The organism is Pseudomonas sp. GW821-FHT09C09, assembly GCF_059418105.1.
The window spans coordinates 620,209-645,512 of record NZ_JBWKPF010000005.1; the positions used below are offsets into that span (position 1 = coordinate 620,209).

The following is a 25,304-nucleotide window of genomic DNA, read 5'->3' on the forward strand; positions in this document are numbered from 1 at the left end:
ATAGAAATCGGCGCTTGAACAGAAGTTCAGCTGATTTTTCAGTTATGACACAACTTTTTTACATCGCGAAGCTTTGCACATCGCCGGGCGTTTGTCCCAGCAGCGGCAGGATGTTTTTCAAGGATTGCGGATCGGCGCTGGTCCAGAATTTCGCGCAGCGGCTCGGCCCCTCGGCAAGCAGATCGCGCTCGGCCAGCAGGCGCTGAAGTTGCCGGGCCACTGCGGCGCCGGTGTCGATCAGACTGATGTCGTCTGGGAGCATCGTCTTGAGCAGCGGCTTGAGGAACGGATAGTGGGTGCAGCCAAGAATGATCGTGTCGCAACCCGCGCCCAGCAGCGGTTCGACATAGCGGAGAAGCAGCTCGCGCAACTCGGCGCTGTGCAGGTCGCCGCTTTCGATCAGCTCCACCAGCCCCGGGCACGGCTGGGTGATGACCCGGATATCGGTGGCAAAACGGTCGAGCAAAGCCGCGAACTTCGCGCTCTGCAAGGTGCCAGTGGTCGCGAGGACGCCGACCACGCCGCTGCGTGTCGCCGCAGCAGCCGGCTTGACCGCGGGCTCCATGCCGACAATCGGCCAGTCGGGGAAATCACGCCGCAGATCGGCAACGCCGGCCACGGTCGCGGTGTTGCAGGCGATCACCAACGCCTTGGCGCCCTGCTCGCGGAAAAAACCGGCCATCACGTTGCAACGCTGGCGGATGAACTCCGGGGTTTTCTCGCCGTAAGGAATATGCCCGCAATCGCCCAGGTACAGCAGCGACTCATTGGGCAGCAGATGCTGGATTTCCGCCAGCACCGACAGGCCACCGACGCCGGAATCGAATACGGCAATCGGCGCTTCACGCATGGTGCGAACCACAGACGCTGCATCCTGGATCACGCTTGACCCGCAGCTCACGGAATCGCGAGCCCAGTGCATCGATCAACAGCAGGCGCCCCACCAGCGGCTCGCCGAAACCCGCCAGCAGCTTCAAGGCTTCCAGCGCTTGCAGGCTGCCGACCAGCCCGACCAGCGGGCCGACCACGCCGGCTTCACTGCAGGTCAGTTCGGCTTCGCTGCCGTGACCGTACAGGCAGTGATAGCAAGGGCTCTCGGCGCGACGCGGGTCGAATACCGACAGTTGTCCTTCGAGACGGATGGCCGCGCCGCTGACCAGCGGTTTGCGCGCCGCCACACACGCGGCGTTGACCGCTTCGCGGGTGGAGAAGTTGTCAGAGCAGTCGAGCACCAGATCCACCGCTGCAACGGCGGCGGCAAGGGAATCCTCGTCCAGTGCCTGACGATGGGGCACCAGTCGGATTTCAGGATTGATCGCGCTCAGGCGCTTGAGCGCCGAGTCGACCTTGGTCATGCCGACGCTGTCGGTGTCGTGGATGATCTGGCGTTGCAGGTTGGTCAGGTCGACCGTGTCGAAATCCGCCAGATGCAGCTCGCCGACGCCCGCCGCCGCCAGATACAAGGCAACCGGAGCGCCGAGACCGCCGAGGCCGACGATCAGCACGCGGCTGTCCTTGAGCTTCAACTGGCCATCGATGTCGATGTGTTGCAGGAGGATCTGCCGACTGTAGCGCAACAATTCCTGATCATTCAGCACGACAAGCGCCCCAGGCTGATCCGTTGATGGCCGCCCAGATCGGTGCGGCTGTGGACTTCTTCGAAACCTTGCGTCAGCAACAGATCGCGCACGGCCTCGGCTTGATCATAGCCGTGTTCGAGCATCAGCCAGCCACCGGCCTCCAGATGCGCCGGCGCTTGGGCGATGATCAGTCGTAGATCGTCGAGCCCGTCGATGCCGGCCACCAAGGCGCTTTCCGGCTCGAAACGCACATCGCCTTCGACCAGGTGCGGATCGGCGGCGCGAATATATGGCGGGTTGCTGATGATCAGCTGGAATCGCTTGCCTTCAAGGGCACTGAACCAGTGACTGCTGAGCACCGTGGCGTTGTTCAGGTGCAGACGCTGACGGTTGCGCTCGGCCAGGGCCACGGCTTCCAGCACGCGATCCACGGCGGTGACACTCCACGCAGGACGCTCGCTAGCCAGAGCGAGCGCAATCGCCCCACTGCCGGTGCCAAGGTCTAGAACCTTGGCCGGGGTCGCCGGCAGCAATTCCAGTGCGGCTTCCACCAGCAGTTCGGTGTCCGGGCGCGGAATCAGCGTATGCGGCGCGACTTCCAGATCCAGCTTCCAGAAACCCTGCTGGCCGAGAATGTAGGCCACCGGCTCACCGCTGCGGCGGCGTTGCAGGTATTCGGTGAAGACCAGCACGGCTTCGCTCGGCACGATGCGCTCGGGCCAGGTGTGGAGAAAACTGCGGGACTTGCCCAGCGCCGCAGCGAGGAGCAGTTCGGCATCCAGGCGTGCGGTGGGCGAGTCCGGCAGTTCGGCGGCACGCAACAGGCTGGCGATGATGGTCATTTATTCACCTATCGCTGCGAGTTGGTCGGCCTGGTATTCGGCCAGCAACGGCTCGATCACCGCTTCGACGCCACCGGCGAGGATTTCGTCGAGGGAGTACAGGGTGAGGTTGACGCGGTGGTCGGTGACCCGTCCCTGGGCAAAGTTGTAAGTGCGGATACGCTCGGAGCGGTCGCCGGAACCCACCAGCAATTTACGCTCGCTGGCGATGGCGTTGGCCGCTGCGGTGGTCTGCTGATCGTTGAGCTTGGCCGACAGCCAGGCCATCGCCCGTGCACGGTTCTTGTGCTGGGAACGTTCTTCCTGGCACTCGACCACGATGCCGGTCGGCAAGTGGGTGATACGGATCGCCGAGTCGGTCTTGTTGACGTGCTGACCACCGGCCCCGGAGGAACGGTAGGTGTCGACGCGCAAGTCCGCCGGGTTGATCTCGATCGCTTCCTGCTCGTCGGGCTCCGGCAACACGGCCACGGTGCAGGCCGAGGTGTGGATGCGGCCCTGGGATTCGGTGGCCGGCACGCGTTGTACGCGGTGCGCGCCGGACTCGAATTTCAGCTTACCGTAGACATTGTCGCCTTCGACCCGGGCGATGACTTCTTTATAGCCGCCGTGCTCGCCTTCGTTCTCCGAGAGGATTTCCACCCGCCAGCCGCGTTTCTCGGCATAGCGCGAGTACATGCGGAACAGGTCGCCGGAGAAGATCGCCGCCTCGTCGCCACCGGTGCCGGCGCGGATTTCGAGGAACACGTTGCGCCCGTCGTTGGGATCCTTGGGCAGCAGCATGCGCTGCAAGGTGGCTTCCAGCTCGATGAGTTGCTCTTTGGTTTCGCGGACTTCTTCCACGGCCATTTCCCGCATGTCCGGGTCGCCGTCCTTGAGCAGCGCCTGGGCGCCTTCCAGATCGGCCTGGGCCTTGAGCAGCTGTTTATAGGCTTCGACGACCGGCTCGACTTCGGCGTATTCCTTGGAATAGGCGCGGAATTTGGTCTGGTCGGAAATGACTTCGGCGTCGCCGAGCAGCGCCGTCAGTTCCTCGAAACGGTCCTGGAGGATGTCCAGCTTATTGAGCAGTGACGCTTTCATTGCGGTTTTTTATCCGAAAAGCTATCCGGTGAGCCCTCGAGGGCAAAGAGTTCCTGGGCCATGGCCAGCGCATCGAGGCGGCCTTCGGCAGAAAGCTTTTTCAACTGCACGCTCGGGGCGTGCAGGAGTTTATTGGTCAGGCCACGGGCCAGCTGGCCCAGCACGTCTTCGGCGTTGCCGCCATTGGCCAGCAGGCGCAGGGCCTTTTGCAGTTCTTCGTCGCGCAGGCGTTCGCTCTGTTGACGATAGGCCTTGAGCACGTCGACCGCAGCCAGCTCGCGCAGGCGCACCATGAAATCGTCGGCGCCGACCGAGACCATCTCTTCGGCGGCTTGCGCTGCGCCCTGACGGCTCTTGAGGTTTTCGGCGACCACTTCGTGCAGATCGTCGACGCTATAGAGGTAAACGTCGTCGAGTTCGCCGACTTCCGGTTCGATATCCCGGGGAACGGCGATGTCGACCATGAAGATCGGCTTGTGCTTGCGCAGCTTCAGGGCGCTTTCAACGGCGCCCTTGCCGAGGATCGGCAACTGACTGGCGGTGGAGCTGATGACGATGTCGCTGCGCACCAGTTCCGCCGGAATGTCCGACAGCAATACCGCGTGGGCGCCGAACTGTTCCGCCAGCAGGCTGGCGCGTTCCAGCGTGCGGTTGGCCACCACGATACGCTTGACCCCCAGATCATGCAGATGGCGGGCGACCAGGGTGATGGTCTCGCCGGCGCCGATCAGGAGGGCCTGGCTGCGTTGCAGGTCACTGAAAATCTGTTTGGCCAGGCTGACCGCGGCAAACGCCACGGACACCGGGTTTTCGCCAATGGCAGTATCGGTGCGCACTTGCTTGGCGGCGTTGAACGTTGCCTGGAACAAGCGCCCGAGCAGCGGCCCGATGGTGCCGGCCTCGCGGGCCACGGCGTAGGCCGATTTCATCTGGCCGAGGATCTGCGGTTCGCCCAGCACCAGCGAGTCGAGCCCGGAGGCGACGCGCATCATGTGACGAACTGCCGCATCATCTTCATGCACATAAGCACTCGCGCGCAGCTCATCGAGGCTTAAATGGTGATAGTCGGCCAGCCAGCGCAGCACGATATCGGCCGAAAGCTGATCCTGTTCTATATACAGTTCACTGCGATTGCAGGTGGAAAGGATCGCAGCTTCGCGGCTGTCGGTGAGTCGGCAGAGCTGCTGCAAGGCCTCCACCAGCTGCTCAGGGGTAAAGGCCACGCGCTCGCGGACGTCTACTGAAGCAGTCTTGTGGTTGATACCGAGTGCAAGGAAGGCCATTCAAGGTCGCTGATGGTGACGTGAAGCCGGCAATTGTCCTACTTCGTCAGATTCAGAACAACTACCGCTGACTATTGTCCCAATTGTCGGCCCCTATAATGGCCACAATCGAGACTCGGTTATGTTTGGCCGAAGGCTTGTGTCATGATGATCCGACCGCAGGTTAGTCGTCCTCTTCCTATATGAATAGATCTTCCGCGTTGCTTCTAGCTTTTGTCTTCCTCAGCGGCTGCCAGGCCTTGGCCCCCGTTTCGCACGATGGCGCCTCATCGGTCGAAGACACCACGCCAGCCCCTGAAAAGCCCAAGGTTTACAGCTCGTTCAGCCAGGAAACGGTGTTCAGCCTGCTGAGCGCCGAACTCGCTGGCCAGCGCAATCGCTTCGACATTGCCCTGGACAACTACGTGACCCAGGCCATCAACACCCAGGATCCGGGTGTTTCCGAGCGGGCGTTCCGTATCGCCGAGTACCTGGGCGCGGATCAACCGGCGCTGGATACCGCACTGATCTGGGCGAAAAACGCCCCGGATGACCTCGAGGCGCAACGCGCCGCCGCCGTGCAACTGGCACGCGCCGGGCGTTATGACGACTCGATGGTCTACATGGAGAAAGTCCTGCAGGGCAAGGGCGACACCCATTTCGACTTCCTCGCGCTGTCGGCCGCCGACACCGATCAGGAAACCCGCAACGGTCTGATGAAGAGTTTCGACCGTCTGCTGCAGCGCCACCCGCACAACAATCAGCTGATTTTCGGCAAGGCCCTGCTGATGCAGCAGGACGGCGACACCAAAGGTGCGCTGACCCTGCTTGAAGACAATCCGCCGGACGACGGCGAAATCGCCCCGATCCTGCTGCGTGCCCGCCTGCTGCAAGGGCTGAACCGTGGCGACGAAGCCCTGCCCCTGCTGCAGAAGAACATCAAGAAGTACCCGGACGACAAGCGCCTGCGCCTGACTTACGCACGGATGCTGGTGGAACAGGACCGGATGGACGACGCCAAGGTCGAGTTCTCCACGCTGGTCCAGCAATATCCGGAAGACGACGAATTGCGTTATTCGCTGGCGCTGGTGTGCCTGGAAGCCAAGGCCTGGGACGAGGCCAAGGGTTACCTGGAAGACCTGATCGCCCGGGAAAGCCATGTCGATTCCGCGCATCTGAACCTGGGCCGCATCGCCGAAGAGCGCAACGACCCGCAAGGCGCACTGATCGAGTACGCCCAGGTCGGGCCGGGCAACGACTATCTGCCGGCGCAACTGCGTCAGGCCGACATTCTGATGAACAACGGCAAGACCGCCGAAGCCCAGAGCAAACTGGCCGCTGAACGTGATGCGCAACCGGATTACGCGATCCAGCTGTACCTGATCGAGGCCGAGACCCTGTCCGCCAACAATCAGGGCGACAAGGCCTGGAAAACCCTGCAGCAGGCGTTGCTGCAATACCCGGACGATCTGAATCTGCTCTACACCCGGGCCATGCAGGCGGAAAAACGCAATGACCTGGCGCAGATGGAAAAAGACCTGCGCCTGATCATCAAGCGCGACCCGGACAATGCCATGGCGCTCAACGCCCTCGGCTACACCCTGTCCGACCGCACCACCCGCTACGCCGAAGCCAAGGCGCTGATCGAGCAGGCGCACCAGATCAACCCGGAAGATCCGGCGGTACTCGACAGCCTCGGCTGGGTGAATTTCCGCATGGGCAATCTGGATGACGCCGAGAAGTATCTGCGTCAGGCGCTGGAGCGCTTCCCCGATCACGAAGTCGCCGCTCACCTGGGCGAAGTCCTGTGGACCAAGGGTAACCAGCGCGAAGCCAAACAAATCTGGGGCAAGTTCCTCAAGGATCAGCCCGACAGCACCATTCTGCGCAGCACCATCAAGCGCCTGACCGGATCCGAGACTCTTTAACCCATGTTTTTGCGCCACGTCATCGTTTTCAGCTTCATCGCCCTGCTCGCCGGTTGCGCGGGTTTTGGCGCCCGCGAATCCGTCGAAGGCCATGGCAGCCCGGCACAATGGGCCGCGAACAAACAGCAACTGACCGGCCTCGATGGCTGGCAGATTGACGGCAAGATCGGCATCCGCGCCCCGAAAGACTCGGGCAGCGGCACGCTGTTCTGGCTGCAACGTCAGGATTATTACGACATCCGCCTGTCCGGCCCGCTGGGCCGTGGCGCTGCACGACTGACCGGTCGTCCGGGCAAGGTTTCGCTGGAGGTCGCCAATCAGGGCCGCTATGACGCGCAATCCCCGGAAGTCCTGCTGGAAGAACAACTCGGCTGGAAACTGCCCGTCTCGAACCTGGCATGGTGGGTTCGCGGCCTGCCGGCTCCGGCCAGCAAGAGTCGCCTGACCCTCGATGGCGACAGTCGCCTGGCCAACCTGGAACAGGATGGCTGGCAGGTCGAATACCTCGGTTATGCCGAACAGAATGGTTACTGGCTCCCCGAGCGGATCAAACTGCACGGCACCGACCTGGACGTGACGCTGGTCATCAAGACCTGGCAACCGCGTAAATTAGGGCAATAAGCATGACCGCTCCACGCCTGACGCTGCCTTCGCCCGCCAAACTCAATCTGATGCTGCACATTCTCGGTCGTCGTGAAGACGGCTATCACGAGTTGCAGACGATTTTTCAGTTCCTCGACTACGGCGACGAAATCACCTTCGCCGTCCGTGACGATGGCGTGATTCGCCTGCACACCGAATTCGACGGCGTGCCCCACGACAGCAACCTGATCGTGCGTGCGGCGAAAAAACTGCAAGAGCAATCCGGTTGCGCCCTCGGCATCGACATCTGGATCGACAAGATCCTGCCGATGGGCGGCGGCATCGGCGGTGGCAGCTCGAATGCGGCGACCACCCTGCTCGGACTCAATCATCTTTGGCAGTTGGGCTGGGATGAAGATCGGCTGGCAACACTGGGTCTGAGCCTGGGCGCCGACGTGCCGGTGTTCGTCCGTGGCCACGCGGCTTTCGCCGAAGGTGTCGGCGAGAAACTGACCCCGGTCGAGCCCGCCGAACCGTGGTATGTCGTGCTCGTACCGCAAGTCTCTGTTAGTACGGCAGAAATTTTTTCAGATCCATTGTTGACACGTAACACGCCGCCCATTAAAGTGCGCCCCGTTCCCGAGGGAAACAGTCGAAATGACTGCTTGCCGGTGGTAGCAAGGCGTTATCCAGAAGTACGTAACGCATTGAATTTGTTAGGTAATTTTACCGAAGCAAAACTCACCGGAACTGGAAGTTGTGTGTTTGGGGGCTTCCCAAGCAAAGCTGAAGCTGATAAAGTCTCGGCCCTTCTGACAGAGACCCTTACAGGGTTTGTAGCAAAAGGAAGCAACGTTTCGATGTTGCATCGCAAGCTGCAAAGTCTGCTCTAAAGGAACCAAGTGCCCGGCACTTGCAAGCAACAGATACAGGGGCGTCGCCAAGCGGTAAGGCAGCAGGTTTTGATCCTGCCATGCGTTGGTTCGAATCCAGCCGCCCCTGCCATTTTCTATACTCATCCAGGTTACCCTCAGCCTCTAGGTACTGCGCGTGTCCAAGATGATGGTCTTTACGGGGAACGCTAACCCCGATCTGGCTCGGCGTGTCGTACGTCAGCTGCATATCCCTCTCGGTGACATCTCTGTCGGTAAATTCTCCGACGGCGAAATTACAGCCGAGATCAATGAAAACGTTCGCGGTAAAGACGTTTTCATTATTCAGCCGACTTGCGCTCCGACCAACGATAACCTGATGGAACTGGTAGTGATGGCTGACGCCTTCCGCCGCTCCTCGGCTACTCGTATCACTGCTGTTATTCCTTATTTTGGTTATGCCCGTCAGGATCGCCGTCCGCGTTCCGCACGTGTGGCTATCAGCGCGAAAGTCGTTGCTGACATGCTTACCGTAGTCGGCATCGACCGTGTTCTCACGGTTGATCTGCATGCTGACCAGATTCAGGGTTTCTTCGATATTCCGGTAGATAACATCTACGGCTCCCCGGTTCTGGTGGATGACATCGAAGATCAGCGCTTCGAGAACCTGATGATCGTGTCCCCGGACATTGGTGGCGTCGTGCGTGCACGTGCCGTTGCCAAGTCGCTGGGCGTGGATCTCGGGATCATCGACAAACGCCGTGAGAAAGCCAATCACTCTGAAGTGATGCATATCATCGGTGATGTCGAAGGGCGTACCTGCATCCTGGTCGATGACATGGTCGATACCGCCGGCACCCTGTGCCACGCGGCCAAGGCCCTGAAAGAGCATGGCGCAGCCAAGGTCTTTGCCTACTGCACACACCCTGTGCTGTCGGGTCGGGCCATCGAGAATATCGAAAATTCCGTGCTGGACGAGCTGGTGGTCACTAACACCATCCCGCTGTCCGCAGCAGCACAAGCCTGTGCACGTATCCGTCAACTGGATATCGCACCGGTTGTTGCCGAAGCGGTTCGCCGCATCAGCAATGAAGAATCGATCAGCGCGATGTTCCGCTAAGGGCCCTGCCCTTCTCGAAATGTCTCGTTGACGAAAAGCGCCCCGCCCCAACACTCATGTTGGGGCGGGGCTTTTTTGCCCATGCCGCTTTGACGTCGGTCGCAGACGTCGCCCGGACATGGCTATTTTGGAGATACAAAATGACTGATTTCATCCTGAACGCCGAAGCGCGTACCGACCTGGGGAAAGGTGCGAGCCGCCGCCTGCGTCGTCTCGCCAGCCAGGTTCCTGCCGTTGTCTACGGTGGTGACAAGGCTCCTGAGTCCATCATGATGCTGGCTAAAGAAGTAGCCAAGCTGTTCGAAGACGAGGCTGCTTTCAGCCACGTCATCCAACTGAACATCGGCGGCGTCAAGCAAGACGTGGTTGTTAAAGCCATGCAGCGTCACCCGGCCAAGCAGTTCATCATGCACGCCGACTTCGTACGCGTTGTTGCCGGCAAGAAACTGACTGCTGTTGTTCCAGTGCACTTCATCAACGAAGAAGCTCCGGTCAAGAAAGGCGGCGAGATCTCGCACGTTGTTGCAGAAATCGAAGTTTCCTGCGAAGCCAAAGACCTGCCTGAGTTCATCGAAGTCGACCTGGCCAAAGCCGAAATCGGCACCATCATTCACCTGTCGGACCTGAAAGCTCCTAAAGGTGTTGAGTTCGTTGCTCTGGCACACGGCGATGACAAGGCTGTTGCCAACGTCCACGCTCCACGTGTTGCTCCAGAAGCTGCCGAAGGCGCTGCAGAGTAATCACTCTGTAAAGCCGGAGTGAACAGGTAACATCGCGGACTGGAACGTAGCGAGAAAGCGGGCGGGAACGCGGAGTTTACATCCATGGTAAATGAGCATTTTTCGTCCACTTTCGCCGCCTTCCCCGATCGCGGCGATGTTATCCACCACTCCAAGGAAGGGCCCCTATCGTGACTGCCATCAAACTGATCGTTGGCCTGGGAAATCCAGGCGCTGAATACGAACAGACCCGGCATAACGCAGGGGCCCTTTTTGTTGAGCGCATCGCCCACGCACAGAACGTGAATCTCGTGGCCGATCGCAAGTATTTCGGCCTGACCGGGCGTTTTTCGCATCAGGGTCAGGACGTTCGTCTGCTGATTCCCACCACCTACATGAACCGCAGCGGCCAGGCCGTGGCGGCACTCGCCGGTTTCTTCCGCATCAAGCCCGAAGAAATTCTGGTGGCGCACGACGAACTCGATCTGCCTCCGGGCGTCGCCAAGCTCAAGGTTGGCGGCGGCCATGGCGGTCATAACGGGTTGCGCGACATCATTGCGCAATTGGGCAATCAGAATACGTTCCACCGCCTGCGGCTTGGCATCGGCCACCCGGGCGTCGCCAGTATGGTTTCAAATTTCGTCCTGGGTCGTGCGCCACGCGCCGAACAGGAAAAACTCGATGCCAGCATCGACTTTGCCCTCGGCGTGCTGCCGGATATCCTCGCCGGTGAATGGAACCGCGCGATGAAAAACCTGCACAGCCAGAAGGCCTGACTCTAATCCGAGGGGAAACACCATGGGATTCAATTGCGGCATCGTCGGCCTGCCTAACGTCGGCAAGTCCACCCTGTTCAACGCCCTGACCAAATCCGGGATCGCGGCCGAGAACTTCCCCTTCTGCACCATCGAGCCGAACAGTGGCATCGTGCCGATGCCGGATCCACGCCTGAACGCTCTGGCGGAAATCGTCAATCCGAAGCGCATACTGCCGACCACCATGGAATTCGTCGACATCGCAGGCCTGGTGGCTGGCGCGTCGAAAGGTGAAGGCCTGGGCAACAAGTTCCTGGCCAACATCCGCGAAACCGACGCGATCGCTCACGTCGTGCGCTGCTTCGAAGACGAAAACGTGATCCACGTTTCCAACAGTGTCGACCCGAAGCGCGACATCGAAATCATCGACCTGGAACTGATCTTCGCCGACCTCGACAGCTGCGAGAAGCAACTGCAGAAAGTCGCGCGCAACGCCAAGGGCGGTGACAAGGACGCAGTGGCCCAGAAGGCCCTGCTGGAACAATTGATCCCGCACTTCACCGAAGGCAAGCCTGCGCGCAGCCTGATGAAGAACATGAGCGCCGACGAGAAGGCAATCATCAAGGGCTTCCACCTGCTGACCACCAAGCCGGTCATGTACATCGCCAACGTCGCTGAAGACGGTTTCGAGAACAACCCGCACCTGGACGTGGTCAAGGCCATCGCCGAAGAAGAAGGCGCCATGGTCGTTCCGGTCTGCAACAAGATCGAAGCGGAAATCGCCGAGCTGGACGACGGTGAAGAGAAAGACATGTTCCTCGAGGCCCTGGGCCTGGAAGAGCCTGGCCTGAACCGCGTGATCCGCGCCGGCTACGAAATGCTGCACCTGCAGACCTACTTCACCGCCGGTGTCGAAGAAGTCCGCGCCTGGACCGTCCGCGTCGGTGCCACCGCACCACAAGCCGCCGGCGTGATCCACACCGACTTCGAGAAAGGCTTCATCCGCGCCGAAGTGATCGCCTACAACGACTTCATCCAGTACAAGGGCGAAGCGGGCACCAAGGAAGCCGGTAAATGGCGTCTGGAAGGCAAGGATTACATCGTTAAAGATGGCGACGTGATGCACTTCCGCTTCAACGTGTAAAAGCTGCACCCAAAAAAAGCCGCGTTCGATACGCGGCTTTTTTGTGCCTGAAATTCAGCCCGTCAGGCCTTTTTGGTTCTCGGCAGGAAAATCGCCAGCACCCCGAACAACGGCAGGAACGAGCACAGGAAGTACACGTACTCGATGCCGTGAATGTCCGCCAGATGCCCGAGCAACGCCGCGCCAATCCCGCCAAAGCCGAACATCAGCCCGAAGAACACCCCGGCAATCATCCCGACATTGCCCGGCACCAGCTCCTGCGCGTACACCACGATGGCCGAGAACGCCGACGCCAGAATGAAGCCGATCACCACGCTCAGGACAGTGGTCCAGAACAGATCAACATGGGGCATGAGCAGCGTGAATGGCGCAACGCCAAGAATCGAAAACCAGATCACAGCCTTACGGCCGATCTTGTCACCAATTGGCCCACCGAAGAATGTGCCCGCCGCCACCGCGCCGAGGAACAGAAACAGATGCAGTTGCGAACTGGCCACCGACAGGTCGAACTTTTCGATCAGGTAGAACGTGAAGTAACTGGTCAGGCTGGCCATGTAGAAATACTTGGAGAACACCAGCAACCCGAGCACCACCAATGCACTGACCACCCTGCCCTTCGACAGTCCATGAGTGGCAGCCTGGCCGGCCTTGAGCTTGAACAGGTTCAGGTGATGGGCGTACCAGCGACTGATGCGGTACAGCACGAACAGCGCAAACACTGCGAACAGCCCGAACCACGCCACGTTGCCCTGTCCGAAGGGAATGATGATCGCTGCCGCCAGTAACGGGCCGAATGCCGAACCGGCGTTACCACCGACCTGGAAGGTCGATTGCGCCAGACCGAAACGCCCGCCGGAGGCCAACCGTGCGATACGAGAAGCTTCGGGGTGAAAGGTCGAGGAGCCGATACCGATCAGCGCCGCCGCCAGCAGAATCAGCGGGAAACTGCCGACCATCGACATCATCACAATACCGATCAGCGTACACACGGAACCGGCCGGCAACAGCCACGGTTTCGGATGCCGGTCAGTGTGATAACCGACCCACGGCTGCAACAGCGACGCGGTCAATTGGAAGGTCAGGGTAATCAGGCCGACCTGAGTGAAGCTCAAGCCGTAGTTGGCCTTGAGCATCGGATAGATCGACGGCAGCACTGACTGGATCAGGTCGTTGATCAAATGCGCCAGCGCCACCGCGCCGATGATGCGCATCACCAGTGGACTGCTTTGGGGAGGAGCGGACGCCGACGCAGCGGCGGTCTGAACGTTGCTGATAGCCATGGGAGTTTCCGTACAGCAGATGGGTGCACGCAGGCAGGTGCATCAATGTGCCATTTTTCGGTGCGCCAGCGCCATCCCCTTAGCCAGCTAACGAACTATTCATTCATCGCAGTAAAAGTGATAGCGCAAAGCCATGGTCTGATTCTTGCCTTGCTTCTTCGCTTGAACGCGGCCCCCTTACAAAGGGGATCGAGAATGGGAAGTTCTGCTACAGAGTCTGCCTACAGAGCGGGCGAGAGTGGACTTTCGAAGCCTTTTAGCAGGGCACGGATCGCGCTCGCAAAGAGCGCGGCGCACGCCGATGGTGCGTGGTGTCCAGAGGAGTCATGGGGCATGCAGGCTTTCTTGTTACCGGGGATCAAATTGCTGGGGCGGTTTGGCTTCGCGCGTAAATTCCAGTTGTTGTTTCTGCTGTTCATCCTGCCGTTGGCCGGCAGCCTGTTGATGATCGGCCAGGACTATCGCGTCAAGCTCAACCTGATTTCCGGCGAACGTGCCGGCGTGCGGCAGTTGCTCGCCCTCGATGCGCTCGACAACCTGCTAGCCGCTCAACGCGACCGCGCAGCTCGCTGGCGTGCCACGGAAACCAACCGCCAACCGACGCCCGCCACCCTCGCGGCCATGGCTGCATTCGATGCCGTCCAGCCTGCCGTCGCTCAGGCTACAGTGGATCTGGGCAATGCCTTGCAAACCGAAGCTGCAGAAGGTGAAACCCTGGCCCGCTTCCAGGCCCTGCAAACCGCCCTCGGCGGTCTGGACTCCAAGAGCCTGGCCGGCGTCGGCTGGTGGCCGGACGGTTACGATCGTTTCACCAACGCCCTCAGCGCCCTGCAAGCATTGCGTGAGCAGATTGCGATGGACAATCGGCTGATCCTCGCGCCGTGGCTGGAAACCTATCTGCTGACGCAGATTTCCACTCAACATGCACCGGACCTGATCGAACGGGTCGGCCGACTTGCAGCCGTGGGCCAGGCGTCTGTGGTTTCCGGTCAATTCACCCTGCAAAGTCGCCTTCAATTGCGGGACCTGCGCAGCCGCATCGGTGATGCCCGGGAGCAGCTTGTTAAAACAGCGAGCCTTCTGGAAGCGCGGCTGCCGAACGATCTGCAAGGCTGGGCCGGGCAGTATCACGACAGCCTCAAACAGCTGGATGCCGGTTTGAAGGTGCTGGATGACGGCGTGTTCGGCGGCAGCATCAATCTCAAACCGGAAGACTTCGAACGCAGCCTCGATGCCCTGCTCGGCAATCTCGCCACGCTGCGTCAGCAATCACTGGTGGCACTGGATCAGCGACTGGACGATTACCACGGTTCGGCGATCCGTCAGTTCATCGTGGTCGCGGCGGTGTTCGGTTGCCTGTTGCTCGCGGCGCTGTACCTGTTCGTCTGCCTGCAAGCCTCGATCCGTCGCAGCGCCAGCGGCATCACGGTACTCGCCGAAGCGTTGCGCGACGGTAATCTGAGCCTGCAGGTGCCTGTCGTGGGTCGCGATGAACTGGCCTCGATCAGCACCGCGCTCAACGTGGCCGTGGTGCAATTGCGCACCAGTTTGCTGGGTGTCGATCACGAGACTTCACAACTGAGCCACGCGGTGCGCAGCCTCAACGATCACTCCAGCGGCGCCCTCAGCGAAGTCGAAGCCCAGCAATTGCAGATCAGCCAAATCGCTGCCGCCGCCACGCAACTGGCGGCCACGTCCCAGGGTGTGGCGCAGAGCTGCGAACAGGCCTCCGGCAGCGCCCAGCAGACCCGGCGCATCGCCACCGACAGCAGCCGCGACAGTCAACGCACCACGGCGAGCATTCAACAGCTCAATCAGCGCCTGAACGAAACGGCGGCAGCGCTGGGCCGGGTCAGCGAGCAAGGGCAGCAGATTCAACTGGTGGTCGACACCATTCGCGGCGTCGCCGAGCAGACCAATCTGCTGGCGCTGAACGCCGCCATCGAAGCCGCTCGCGCCGGTGAACAGGGTCGCGGTTTTGCCGTGGTGGCCGACGAGGTGCGCAGCCTCTCGCAGCGTACGCAATCGTCCACCGCGCAGATTGCCGGTACGGTCGACAGTCTGCGCAACACGGTCAATGAAGCGGTTAGCCTGATGGAGGCGGCCTGCGGCCAGGCGCAATCGGATGCCGAAGCCGTCACCGGGCTCGGAGAACGTCTGGGGGAAATTGCCAGCGCCGTGCAGAGTGTCACCGACACCCTCGCCCAGATCGCCACGGCGGTGGAAGAACAGGCGAGCACCGCCGATGAGGTCAGCGGCAATATCCAGCAGGTCGATCAGGCAGCGGTTCGCCTGCTCGACGGCGCACGGGCAGTCAACCTGGCGGCAGACACCTTGAGCCAGGGCAGCAAGGCCTTGAGCGACAACACCGCGCGCTTCCGGCTCAGTTGATCAACGCTTCGGGGAAGTCCTTTTCCAGTTCGGACTTGAGCCATTGAATGAACCACGCCGCATCCGCCGACAGCTCGGCGGACGGCGTCAGCACCCGATAGCTTTCCAGCTTCACCTGAGCATCCACCGCGCGCACCAGTTTGCCGGACCTGAGCTCTTCGCGGACCAGCACCTCATTGGCCAACGCGATGCCCTGCCCGCTCTCGGCCACCGATAACGCGTGATCGTTGTTGACGTAGAGCATGTCGGAATTGAGGTGAATATCGAGGTCATGGGCGGCGAACCACAGGTTCCACCACTCGCCGTCATCGACGTGGATCAACTCGTGCCGGACCAGATCGGCCGGGCCGCCGAGCGGCTCGATGCTTGCCAGGTATTGCGGGGTGCAGATCGGAAACACACGGGGGCAGATCAACGCTTCACGGGAGTCCGCGTACTGCCCGTCGAGGCCATAGACGATGCCGAGATCGGCGCTTTTGCCATCCACTTCGGTGAAGGTCGAGTTCGGTTCGATGGCAAACTTCAACCCCGGGCGCAGGTGACGCATGGCCTCGATGCGCGGCATCAGCCAGCGCTTGGCAAAACCCGGCACCACCATGATCCGCAGCCAGCGCTCGGCCTCTTTGGGGCGTGCCTCCTTGCCCGCCTCGATGATCAACTGCAGGGCGGTCGCGATCTTGCGGTGGTACTTCTCACCGGCCGGCGTCAGATTGACGCCGCGTGACGTGCGTTCGAACAGCTGAATGCCCAGCCAGTCCTCCAGCAGCTTCACATGCCGGCCAATCGCCGGCTGAGTCACGTGCAAGGCTTTCGACGCCTCGACATAGCTGCCCAGGCGGGCAGCGGCATCGAACGCACGCACTGCATTGAGTGGCGGCAAACGCTGGTCGGGCATGTTCCTGGCACCTGTCGGTATTAAATTAACTAACACCTGCCATGTTTAAATTGAAGTTTCGCCCCGCGCAACCCCTCGCCGATAATCGAGCCACAGCAGAACAACAAAACAGCTGGTTTCACCCCGTACGCAATCTCGATCCTGCCCAGAAAAATAATATCCATGGCCCGACAGATTCGCTGACCAACAGCGCAATCGCAGGCGATGGGGGAATCGGAGGTAACGCATGAATGCCCTGCATTCGCTGCAAACGCTGGCGGTGTCGATCCGCTCGGTGCGCAAGGTCTACGGCGATCCGTCCACCGGTCCGGTGGCGTTGAAAAATATCGATCTGGATATCCGCGACAACGAATTCTTCACCCTTCTCGGGCCCTCCGGCTGCGGCAAGACCACGCTGCTGCGGATGATTGCCGGGTTCGAATTTCCGACCCAGGGCGAGATCCTGCTCTACGGCGAAAACATCGCCGAGCGCCCGCCGTTTCAGCGCCCGGTCAACACGGTGTTCCAGCACTACGCCCTGTTCCCGCACATGACCATCGCCGAAAACCTGGCCTTCGGCCTTGAATCGCACCCGATGGGCAAGGTCCTGAACAAGGCACAGATCGCCGAGCGCGTCCGCGAGATGCTTGCCCTGGTGCAGATGGAGCGCTTCGCCCATCGCAAACCGGCGCAACTCTCCGGTGGCCAGCAGCAGCGCGTCGCCCTCGCCCGCGCTCTGGCACCGCATCCTAAAGTCCTGTTACTCGACGAGCCGCTGTCGGCACTTGATCTCAAGCTGCGCCAGGCCATGCGCGAAGAGCTGAAAACCATCCAGGCCAGGACCGGCATCACCTTCATCTTCGTCACCCACGACCAGGAAGAAGCGCTGACCATGTCCGACCGCATCGCCGTGCTGTCCGAAGGCGAAGTGCAGCAAGTCGGCCGCCCGGAGGATATCTACGAACGACCGCGCAATCGCTTCGTGGCCGACTTCATCGGCGAAACCAACTTCATTCAGGCCAGCGTCACTCGCGTCGAGGACGACATGGCGTGGTTCGCCGGGCCGGCCGGACATCCGCTGCCGGCGCAACCGTGCAACGACGTGCAACCGGGTACCAGCGTGACGCTGTCGGTGCGCCCCGAGCGCCTGCACCTGGTGCCTGCCAACACTGAGGCGGCGTTGCCGTGTCGGGTCGAAGCGCAGATTTATCTGGGCACCGACCTGCAATACCAGGTCAGCCTCGGCGACGGTTCGCGCCTCACCGTGCGCACACCCAACTGCGTCGATCAGAGCCTGCGTTTTGCCGTGGGCAGTCAGGCCGGTCTGCTGTTCGACCGGGGAAGCGCCAGCGTCCTGCACGATTGAGTCCGAGGAGTTGCCATGCACGCCTTACCGATAACCAACACGCTTGAACGCCGACGGGCGTTCCAGAGCTTTCTCGGTGTCAGCCCGGCGCTGATCGCCATCGCCCTGTTTCTGGTGGTGCCGATCCTGATCGTCATCGGTTATTCGCTGATGGAGGCCAACCCCTACGGCGGGGTCAACAAGGTGTTCAGCAGCGACGCCTACACCTCCCTGCTGTTCGAACGGCAAATGGACGACAGCCTGGCCTTCGCCGACTCCTACCTGATCATCGCCCTGCGCTCGGTCGGGATTGCCGGCCTGACCACCGTCATCACGCTGCTGATCGGTTTTCCGGTGGCGGTGTGGCTGGCCATGCAGCCGGCGCATCGGCGCGGTCTGTTGATCTTCCTGATCACCGTGCCGTTCTGGGCCAACCTGCTGATCCGCACTTATGCGTGGATTCTGCTGCTGCGTAACACCGGGGTGATCAACAACAGTCTGATCGGCCTGGGCGTCATCCATGAGCCGCTGCAGTTGCTGTACACCGATGGCGCCGTGCTGCTGGGGCTGGTTTATACCTATGCGCCCTTCGTAGTTCTGCCGATCTACGCCACGCTGGAAAAGATGGATATCCGTCTGCTCGAGGCCGCTCAGGACCTGTATGCCGGACGCCTGCGCACCTTGCGCAAAGTGGTGCTGCCGATCGCCAGACCGGGAATTCTCGCCGGCGCCATTCTCACCTTCGTGCCGTGCCTGGGCGCAATGATCGCCCCGGAACTGCTCGGCGGCGGCACGCGGATGATGCTCGGCAACCTGATCTTCCGTCAGTTCAGCGACGCCCGTAACTGGCCGTTCGGCGCGGCGTTGTCGCTGGTGCTGATGGCAGCGGTGATGCTGGTGCTGACGGTCTATGCCTTGCGCGCCGAACGTCAGCGCATCGCCAAAGGAGGTGCGTGATGATCGGTCTGTTCAAACGCAAGGGACTGGGCGTCCAGGATTTCCCCGGATTCGGCGGTTTCAGTTTCCTGTTCTACCTTTACCTCTACGCGCCGATCGTGGTGCTGGTGGTGTTCTCGTTCAACGCCAACCAGTCGGCCACGGTATGGACCGGGTTCAGCCTCGACTGGTATCGCGCCGCGTTCGCCAATCAGGCGCTGCGCCAGGCGGCCGGCAACAGTCTGCTGATTGCGGTGTGCGCCAGCATGGTCGCCACGGCAATTGCCACCCTCGCGGCCCTCGGCACCTCGCGGGGTGCGAAGTTCAAGGGCCTGCAACTGTCGATGGGCGCGATCATGCTGCCGCTGGTGCTGCCGGAAATCGTCGTCGGCGTCGCCACGCTCGCCCTGTTCTCCACCATCGGCCTGTCGCTCGGCTACGGCAATCTGATCATCGCCCATACGGTGTTCTGCATTCCGTTTGCCTACCTGCCGATCCGGGCCCGGCTGAACGACATGGACCTGTCGCTGGAACAAGCCTCGGCCGACCTGTATGCCGGGCCATGGCGGACCTTCCGCAAGGTCACCCTGCCGTTGCTGATGCCGGGGATCTTCTCCGGGCTGATGCTGGCCTTCATCGTCTCGCTGGATAACTTCGTGATCTCGATGATGGTTTCCCAGGCCGGCACCACGACCCTGCCGATCTTCATCTTCGGCCTGTTGCGCATGGGCGTGACACCCGACGTCAACGCCGTGTCGACCCTGATCCTGGGCGTCTCGGTGCTGTTTGTCAGCCTCTCTTACCTGCTGGGCAAAAAGAACGCCTGAACCTTCCAAGAACCGTGGGGAAATAGCATGAGCAAGTGGAAAAAAAGCGTCGGTACTTCGTTGCTTCTGACTGTGCCGCTGGTCATGGCCGGGAGTGTTCAGGCCGCCGAAAAACTCAACGTGGTGAGCTGGAGCGGTTACTTTTCACCGGAAATTCTCGCCAAATTCCAGAAGCAGACCGGCATCGAAGTCACCGTCGACTCCTACGACTCCAACGAGACGCTGCTGGCCAAACTGAAACAGGGCGGCGCCGGTTACGACGTGGCGATTCCCTCGCACCAGTTCATTCCGATCCTGATCAAGGAAAACCTGCTGGAGCGCTTCGATCCGGTCAAGGAGCCGTACTACGCCAGTGTGGTCGACAACCTGAAAAAACCGAGCTGGGACCCGGAAGGCGCCTATTCGGTGCCGTTCATCTGGGGCACCACCAGCGTGGTGCTCGACAGTGGCCGCTACAAAGGCCCGGCCGACAGTTACAAGGTGCTTTATGAGCCGCCGGCCGAGTTGCAGGGGCGGATCAACATGTTCGATTCGGTCAGCGACATGGTCGACATGGCCAGCCTGTACCTGAACATTCCGCTGTGCAGCGAGGACCCGAAACAGATGCAGCAAATCCTCACGCTGCTCAAGGCGCAGAAGCCATTCGTCAAAACCTACAGCTCCAAGGCCGGCTCGATCCGCGAGAACCTCGCCTCGGGCGAAATCGACATGTCGATGTTCTGGGGCGGTTCGTCCATGCGCGCCCGCGAGATGAAACCGAGCCTGAAATACCTGTACCCGAAAGAAGGGGTGCTGGCCTGGGTCGACAACATGGTCATCCCCGCCGGCAGCAAAAACCCGGCAAATGCCAAGGCGTTCATCGCGTTTCTCAGCCAGCCGGAAAACTCGGCGATGACCCAGAACTTCCTCAAGCATCAGAGCCCGATCAAAGGCGTCGAACCGTTCCTCGATGCGAACCTCAAGGATGCACCGGAACTGCATATTCCCGAGGGCACCCACGTGGTGTTCAGCAAGACCTGCGGTGAAGGCGCGATCCGTCTGGCCGATCGTCTGTGGACCAACCTGATGCGTTGATTTCTACCGCCCCGGCACGAGGCCGGGGCGTTTTTCCAGCCGTCTGAAGGGCGCCGTCGTCATGAACTCCAATAACATCAGCGAACTGGTCCAGTTGCCGGCCATCGAGCTCGCCGAACGCATCCGCCTGCGCCAGATTTCCTGCCGCGAAGTGATGCAGACCTATCTTGTCCACATCGAACGGTTCAACCCGTCAGTCAACGCACTGATCAGTCTGCAGGCGCCGGAAGATCTGCTGGCCCAGGCCGACACACGGGACGCCGAACTGAGCCGGGGCCAATACCGGGGCTGGATGCACGGCCTGCCCCACGCCATCAAGGATCTGTCGCTGACCTGCGGCATCCGCACCACGTTGGGCTCACCGCTATTCAAGAATTTCATTCCCGAGCGTGACGGCATCATGGTCGAGCGGATCAAGGCTGCCGGCGCGATCATCATCGGCAAAACCAACACCCCGGAGTTCGGCCTCGGGTCGCAGAGCTACAATCCGTTGTTCGGGGCCACCGGCTGCGCCTTTGACCCGAGCAAAACCGCGGGCGGCAGCAGTGGCGGCGCGGCGGCGGCGCTGGCGATGCATCTGGTGCCGGTGGCCGATGGCAGCGACATGATGGGCTCGCTGCGCAACCCGGCAGCGTTCAACAACATCTTCGGCTTCCGCCCGTCTCAGGGACGCGTACCGTTCGACGACAGTGCCGATCTGTTCTTCGATCAACTCGGCTATGAAGGGCCCATGGCGCGCAGTGTGCGCGATGCCGCGATGCTGCTGTCGGTGCAGGCCGGCGGCGATGCCCGGGCACCGCTATCGATCCGTGAATCCGGAGAGGTCTTTACCGCACCGCTGGAGCGCGACTTCACCGGCACCCGGATCGGCTGGCTCGGCGACTTCAACGGGTACCTGCCCATGGAGAACGGCATCCTCGCGTTGTGCGAAAAGACTTTTGCCGACTTTGAAAGCCTGGGTTGCCATATCGAGCCGGTGCGTCCGGAATTTGCCCCGGAAAAGCTGTGGAGCAGCTGGCGCACCTTGCGCCACTGGATGGTCGCCGGCTCCCTGGGCGCGGCTTACGCCGATCCGCAGAAACGAGCGCTGCTGAAACCGGAAGCCTGCTGGGAAGTGGAAAACGGTCTGAAGCTCTCGGCCAGCGAAGTGTTCGCCGCCTCGGTGGTGCGCAGCGACTGGTATCGGGCGATCTCACGCTTGTTTGAGCAGTACGACTATCTGCTGCTGCCCAGCGCGCAGGTCTTTCCGTTCGACAAGTCGCAGCCGTGGCCGACCGCGATCGAGGGCGTGAACATGGACACTTATCATCGCTGGATGGAGGTGGTGATTCCCGGCACGTTATCCGGTTGCCCGGTGGCGAACGTCCAGGCCGGCTTCAATGCCCGGGGGTTGCCGATGGGGCTGCAGATCATCGGCCGGCATCAGGCAGACTTCGCCGTTCTGCAACTGGCGCACGCGTATGAGCAGGCCAGTCGCTGGTTCCAGCGCTGCCCTTCGCCACTGTTGAATGCCTGATTTTGATAAACGGTTGAAAGCGTAGAAAAAATTTTGAAATTTACGCTTGACGCTTTTCCATTTCAGGGGAATAATGCGCGCCACTTGGCTACATAGCTCAGTTGGTTAGAGCATAGCATTCATAATGCTGGGGTCCGGGGTTCAAGTCCCTGTGTAGCCACCAAGTACTAAAAACGGCTTACCGAAAGGTAGGCCGTTTTTTTATGCCTCGAGAAAAGTGCCCTCCCCACTGGACCGGTATGAATCTGTAGGAACCGGGTGCGAAAGGCGTACGAAGAGGATTTTTCGTTCGTCCAGGCACCTGCATCTGCGCCAGTCGATTTGATCGCCATCCCGATTGACCGACACGCTCCCCAGTCTCGATTCCAGGACAGACAGGGAGTGGTCATGGACCTGAACAAATTCCTTTTCGACGATGAGTGGCGTCGAAAACGCCCGAGCGAGAACGCTATATGGAGCGGATGGATTCCACCCCCGCCACCAGAACCCGTTTATATCCGGACAGACGAATGGCCCACCCCAAAGCCCCGCGACGATCTGGTATTTGCCAAATCCTGCACACCGGATAACTGGTGCCGAACGGAGGCCGGCACAGTCCCCGAACCCGTCTCAAGTTTCGGCAAGGTCATGGTCGCGGGCGCCATGCGTTTTCCCGCTGCCAGTACCGCCGCAGCCAAGGCCATCGGCGCCGATCTGGCCCTGGGGCGCATGGCTGGCGGTGGCATCCTGCAGCAACGCCTCAACTGGGCAATACGAGGCGCCGGCGGCCCGGCCAGTGTGTTCATCCTCGGGATGCTACCGACCCGAATGGGCGACGGCACGCTCTACACCGACGATCAGCTACGCACCTTGTCTCGCGCAACCACTCGAGTGCGCTTCCAGTTCCGGCGCGATGCCGAAGGCGTCATGCAGGTTTACGGCATCCACACCGGAGCCTCGGGCGACGACTCGGTGCGTACCGTAAAAGTCCGGTGGAACAGCGACAAGACCGCCATGGAGGCCAAACTCAACGGCATCACCATTCTGTGGACGCCGCAACGCGGGCCGCTGGGAGCGATGCCGCCGCTGGTTTTTCCGGAGCACGGCGAACCACTGAGCACGATCCTCGTCCACCCGATCGCCGCGAACACCGACAGCCAGATAGAAATCCTGCCCGGCGAAGACATCACCGCCGAAGACTGCATTCTGGTGTTTCCGGCAGAGACCGGGCTGAAGTCGTTGTATGTGGTGTTTTCGAAACCGGCCAGGTTGATGCCGGGGATGGTGACGGGGGTTGGGGAGGATGTTGCCGGTGTATGGCTGGCGGGAGCGGGGGAAGGGATTGGAGCGCCGATTCCGACGCGGATTGCGGATCGCCTTAGAGGGCAAGAGTTTTCCAGCTTTGACAAATTCAGGGAGGCGTTTTGGGAGGAAGTAGCCAATGATCCCGATCTGGCGGGACAATTCGTACAAGGCAACATTGAGCGAATGCGCGATGGTTTGTCGCCAAAGGTTCGCAGGCAAGACAGGGCCGGAGATAGAACATCTTATGAGTTACATCACGTGGAGCATATTGCCAATGACGGTGCGGTATACGACATAGACAACTTACGAGTGAACACTCCAAAAAATCATATTGAAAACCACCGAAGTGGACAGCCATGAAAAAAACCATTTCTGACTACACGGAAGCCCAGTTCCTTGAGTTTCTGAACTCCGTGCTGGCGGCCAATACAAGTCCTGATGAAATACTTGATCCTCTACTTTTTGAGTTTGAACGTCTCAGTGAGCACCCGGCAGGATCTGACTTGATCTACTGGCCAGAGGATGGCGCGCAATGCACCGCTGAAGGCATCACAGAAACGGTGAAAAAGTGGCGCGCTGCCAACGGACTGCCAGGATTCAAGCAGTGACCCTCCGGTATCCATAGTCAAAATCGCTGCGCATCACCAAGCAGTCAAAACGGCTTACCGAAAGGCAAGCCGTGTGTTTATGCTTCGCCCACTAACGCCGCCAGTCCCTTCGCCCAGATCTGCCGCGTGCGTAAACCGACCATCGCCCGCCAGTCCGGATCCGCCGGATAGAACTGCTCCAGCAGATTCAACTTGATCGCCCGCCCCGTCACATCCAGCGGATCACCGTGCAGATGCAGCCAGTGATCGTCGCGCAGATAACGATGTACGTCCGGCCCCGGGTAAGTCCCGCACTCGATCACGAACGGCATCAACTGCACTTTCGGCAGCGCATTGAGCAATGCCTGCGAGGTGTAACCGGTAGCCGTTGCCGCGACACCGGTTTCGCTCAAGGTCTCGGCACCCGTGTGCAAGGTGTAGAGCCACGGGCCATAGATCGATTGCGCCCGGGCCAGCGCCGGATACGGTGCCTGAGTGATCGTCAGCAGCATCGGATGACCGTACTCGCCGGCGCCGGTGTGCAGGTCGAAACACATCACGGTTTCGGCACCTGCCAGATGGTTCTCGATGATCTGATGCAGCGTGCGATTCGACCAGCTCGGGGCAAAGCCTCCGAAAAACAGTCCGTCGGGATGGCTGTGCTGACCGCCCTCGACAATCGACATCACCGCCGGCCAGCCGTGCTCGGCGATTTGGGCGTCGAGCAAGGCATCGGCGCGCTGGCGCTCGGGGCCTTTCAAATCGGCGCAGGCGTAGATTTCGTGCAGCGTGGCGTAGGCCTGGTTGTCCGGCAGGGGCTGGTTGAAATCCAGATGATTGCGGTTGAGGTCAATGTTGTCTTCGTTGACCCGCCGCAACCACGCCGTGCCCCACGGGTTGATCAGGTGAACCATCACCACCGCGACGTCCTTCGGCAGCGAACCCGCCGTGAAATGCGTCAGCCAGTCGATCTGACATTCCGAACCGTAATAGCCCTCCACCCCGTGGGTGCCGCTGAGCGCCACCAGACGCCGTTTGGCTTGCGGATCCCCCAGCACCGCCACATCGGTGCTCAACGGCTCGCCAAACGGCCCGCAACGCGGATGGGCGTAGGAGGTAAGCGTCGCTCCGGCCGTCGTGGCGGCGGCAAGAAACTGGTCGCGCTGATGGCGGTAGCTGGAGTGGGTCGGAAACTCGCTGTGCATGGTGGCCTCTTGTTGATTGTTCTGGCTTCACGTTTGCCCATGACCCTACAGAAAATTCGCCAAGGCATGAAGGACAAACATACCGACGGTTTGCGTCC

At 60.8% G+C, this 25,304-nt stretch carries 23 protein-coding genes and 2 tRNA genes; 17 read left to right on the forward strand and 8 right to left on the reverse strand.

The genetic code is table 11. The features are described from left to right. Positions 1-58 precede the first annotated feature (58 nt). The 5 genes from murI to hemA are packed head-to-tail and all read right to left on the reverse strand — an operon-like array spanning position 59 to position 4,788. The gene (murI, locus tag AC07NR_RS19430; protein WP_495079215.1) at positions 59-850 is read right to left on the reverse strand and encodes a glutamate racemase; all 792 of its coding nucleotides are present in this window, start codon (positions 848-850) and stop codon (positions 59-61) included. Next, positions 843-1,598 (reverse strand): molybdopterin-synthase adenylyltransferase MoeB, encoded by a 756-nt coding sequence (locus AC07NR_RS19435; RefSeq protein ID WP_114885500.1) that lies wholly within the window; start codon positions 1,596-1,598, stop codon positions 843-845. The genes murI and AC07NR_RS19435 overlap by 8 nt, the downstream gene beginning before the upstream one ends. Beyond that, entirely contained in the window at positions 1,592-2,422 is an 831-nt protein-coding gene (gene prmC / locus AC07NR_RS19440) for a peptide chain release factor N(5)-glutamine methyltransferase (protein WP_495079188.1), read from the reverse strand. The genes AC07NR_RS19435 and prmC overlap by 7 nt, the downstream gene beginning before the upstream one ends. Further along, positions 2,423-3,505: a peptide chain release factor 1 gene (prfA, locus tag AC07NR_RS19445; protein ID WP_114885501.1), complete on the reverse strand. Its 1,083-nt coding sequence runs from the start codon at positions 3,503-3,505 to the stop codon at positions 2,423-2,425. After that, positions 3,502-4,788 (reverse strand): glutamyl-tRNA reductase, encoded by a 1,287-nt coding sequence (gene hemA / locus AC07NR_RS19450; protein ID WP_085700892.1) that lies wholly within the window; start codon positions 4,786-4,788, stop codon positions 3,502-3,504. Before hemA ends, prfA begins: the two co-directional genes overlap by 4 nt. Positions 4,789-4,970: 182 nt before the next feature. Between hemA and AC07NR_RS19455 the strand changes: the two genes are divergently transcribed. The 8 genes from AC07NR_RS19455 to ychF all read left to right on the forward strand — a co-directional run bounded on the left by AC07NR_RS19455 (position 4,971) and on the right by ychF (position 11,887). Next, positions 4,971-6,695, forward strand: coding sequence for a tetratricopeptide repeat protein (locus tag AC07NR_RS19455; RefSeq protein WP_248739380.1), 1,725 nt, complete (start codon positions 4,971-4,973; stop codon positions 6,693-6,695). Between the two features lie 3 nt (positions 6,696-6,698). Next, positions 6,699-7,316, forward strand: coding sequence for a lipoprotein insertase outer membrane protein LolB (lolB, locus tag AC07NR_RS19460; RefSeq protein WP_096822732.1), 618 nt, complete (start codon positions 6,699-6,701; stop codon positions 7,314-7,316). A gap of 2 nt (positions 7,317-7,318) precedes the next feature. Further along, positions 7,319-8,170 carry a 4-(cytidine 5'-diphospho)-2-C-methyl-D-erythritol kinase gene (gene ispE / locus AC07NR_RS19465; protein WP_114885505.1) on the forward strand — a complete coding sequence of 284 codons (852 nt, stop codon included), beginning with the start codon at positions 7,319-7,321 and terminating at the stop codon, positions 8,168-8,170. Between the two features lie 37 nt (positions 8,171-8,207). Next, positions 8,208-8,282: transfer RNA gene (locus AC07NR_RS19470), tRNA-Gln, on the forward strand. Positions 8,283-8,327: 45 nt separating this feature from the next. Next, positions 8,328-9,269: a ribose-phosphate pyrophosphokinase gene (locus AC07NR_RS19475; protein WP_003171603.1), complete on the forward strand. Its 942-nt coding sequence runs from the start codon at positions 8,328-8,330 to the stop codon at positions 9,267-9,269. A gap of 140 nt (positions 9,270-9,409) precedes the next feature. Continuing rightward, positions 9,410-10,009: a 50S ribosomal protein L25/general stress protein Ctc gene (locus tag AC07NR_RS19480; RefSeq protein ID WP_085709289.1), complete on the forward strand. Its 600-nt coding sequence runs from the start codon at positions 9,410-9,412 to the stop codon at positions 10,007-10,009. A gap of 170 nt (positions 10,010-10,179) precedes the next feature. After that, complete coding sequence (gene pth, locus AC07NR_RS19485) at positions 10,180-10,764, forward strand: aminoacyl-tRNA hydrolase (RefSeq protein ID WP_007951726.1); 585 nt, start codon at positions 10,180-10,182, stop codon at positions 10,762-10,764. 22 nt (positions 10,765-10,786) lie between these two features. Beyond that, on the forward strand, positions 10,787-11,887 hold the full coding sequence (ychF, locus tag AC07NR_RS19490; protein WP_085709288.1) for a redox-regulated ATPase YchF: 1,101 nt from the start codon (positions 10,787-10,789) through the stop codon (positions 11,885-11,887). A gap of 62 nt (positions 11,888-11,949) precedes the next feature. Here ychF and AC07NR_RS19495 read toward each other — a convergent pair whose 3' ends face one another. Continuing rightward, positions 11,950-13,167 carry an MFS transporter gene (locus AC07NR_RS19495; RefSeq protein ID WP_248739382.1) on the reverse strand — a complete coding sequence of 406 codons (1,218 nt, stop codon included), beginning with the start codon at positions 13,165-13,167 and terminating at the stop codon, positions 11,950-11,952. A gap of 333 nt (positions 13,168-13,500) precedes the next feature. Between AC07NR_RS19495 and AC07NR_RS19500 the strand changes: the two genes are divergently transcribed. Further along, positions 13,501-15,558: a methyl-accepting chemotaxis protein gene (locus tag AC07NR_RS19500; RefSeq protein WP_248739383.1), complete on the forward strand. Its 2,058-nt coding sequence runs from the start codon at positions 13,501-13,503 to the stop codon at positions 15,556-15,558. Here AC07NR_RS19500 and AC07NR_RS19505 read toward each other — a convergent pair. Beyond that, a complete protein-coding gene (locus tag AC07NR_RS19505) occupies positions 15,551-16,453 on the reverse strand; it encodes a LysR substrate-binding domain-containing protein (RefSeq protein WP_119426473.1) in 903 nt (300 codons plus the stop codon). The genes AC07NR_RS19500 and AC07NR_RS19505 overlap by 8 nt on opposite strands. A 226-nt stretch (positions 16,454-16,679) precedes the next feature. Between AC07NR_RS19505 and AC07NR_RS19510 the strand changes: the two genes are divergently transcribed. The 8 genes from AC07NR_RS19510 to AC07NR_RS19545 all read left to right on the forward strand — a co-directional run bounded on the left by AC07NR_RS19510 (position 16,680) and on the right by AC07NR_RS19545 (position 24,022). Next, positions 16,680-17,798, forward strand: coding sequence for an ABC transporter ATP-binding protein (locus AC07NR_RS19510; RefSeq protein ID WP_495079189.1), 1,119 nt, complete (start codon positions 16,680-16,682; stop codon positions 17,796-17,798). Between the two features lie 15 nt (positions 17,799-17,813). Then, complete coding sequence (locus AC07NR_RS19515) at positions 17,814-18,734, forward strand: ABC transporter permease (RefSeq protein ID WP_495079190.1); 921 nt, start codon at positions 17,814-17,816, stop codon at positions 18,732-18,734. After that, on the forward strand, positions 18,734-19,540 hold the full coding sequence (locus AC07NR_RS19520; RefSeq protein WP_085709283.1) for an ABC transporter permease: 807 nt from the start codon (positions 18,734-18,736) through the stop codon (positions 19,538-19,540). The genes AC07NR_RS19515 and AC07NR_RS19520 overlap by 1 nt, the downstream gene beginning before the upstream one ends. 27 nt (positions 19,541-19,567) lie before the next feature. Further along, entirely contained in the window at positions 19,568-20,614 is a 1,047-nt protein-coding gene (locus tag AC07NR_RS19525) for an ABC transporter substrate-binding protein (protein WP_495079191.1), read from the forward strand. Between the two features lie 61 nt (positions 20,615-20,675). Then, positions 20,676-22,130 (forward strand): amidase, encoded by a 1,455-nt coding sequence (locus AC07NR_RS19530; RefSeq protein ID WP_495079192.1) that lies wholly within the window; start codon positions 20,676-20,678, stop codon positions 22,128-22,130. An 86-nt stretch (positions 22,131-22,216) separates the two neighbouring features. Next, positions 22,217-22,293 (forward strand) — tRNA-Met (locus AC07NR_RS19535). Positions 22,294-22,517: 224 nt separating this feature from the next. Beyond that, positions 22,518-23,774, forward strand: coding sequence for an S-type pyocin domain-containing protein (locus AC07NR_RS19540; RefSeq protein ID WP_495079193.1), 1,257 nt, complete (start codon positions 22,518-22,520; stop codon positions 23,772-23,774). Beyond that, on the forward strand, positions 23,771-24,022 hold the full coding sequence (locus AC07NR_RS19545; protein WP_248739390.1) for a bacteriocin immunity protein: 252 nt from the start codon (positions 23,771-23,773) through the stop codon (positions 24,020-24,022). Before AC07NR_RS19540 ends, AC07NR_RS19545 begins: the two co-directional genes overlap by 4 nt. 77 nt (positions 24,023-24,099) lie before the next feature. Here AC07NR_RS19545 and AC07NR_RS19550 read toward each other — a convergent pair whose 3' ends face one another. Beyond that, positions 24,100-25,206 carry a DUF2817 domain-containing protein gene (locus tag AC07NR_RS19550; RefSeq protein WP_495079194.1) on the reverse strand — a complete coding sequence of 369 codons (1,107 nt, stop codon included), beginning with the start codon at positions 25,204-25,206 and terminating at the stop codon, positions 24,100-24,102. Positions 25,207-25,304: the final 98 nt, after the last annotated feature.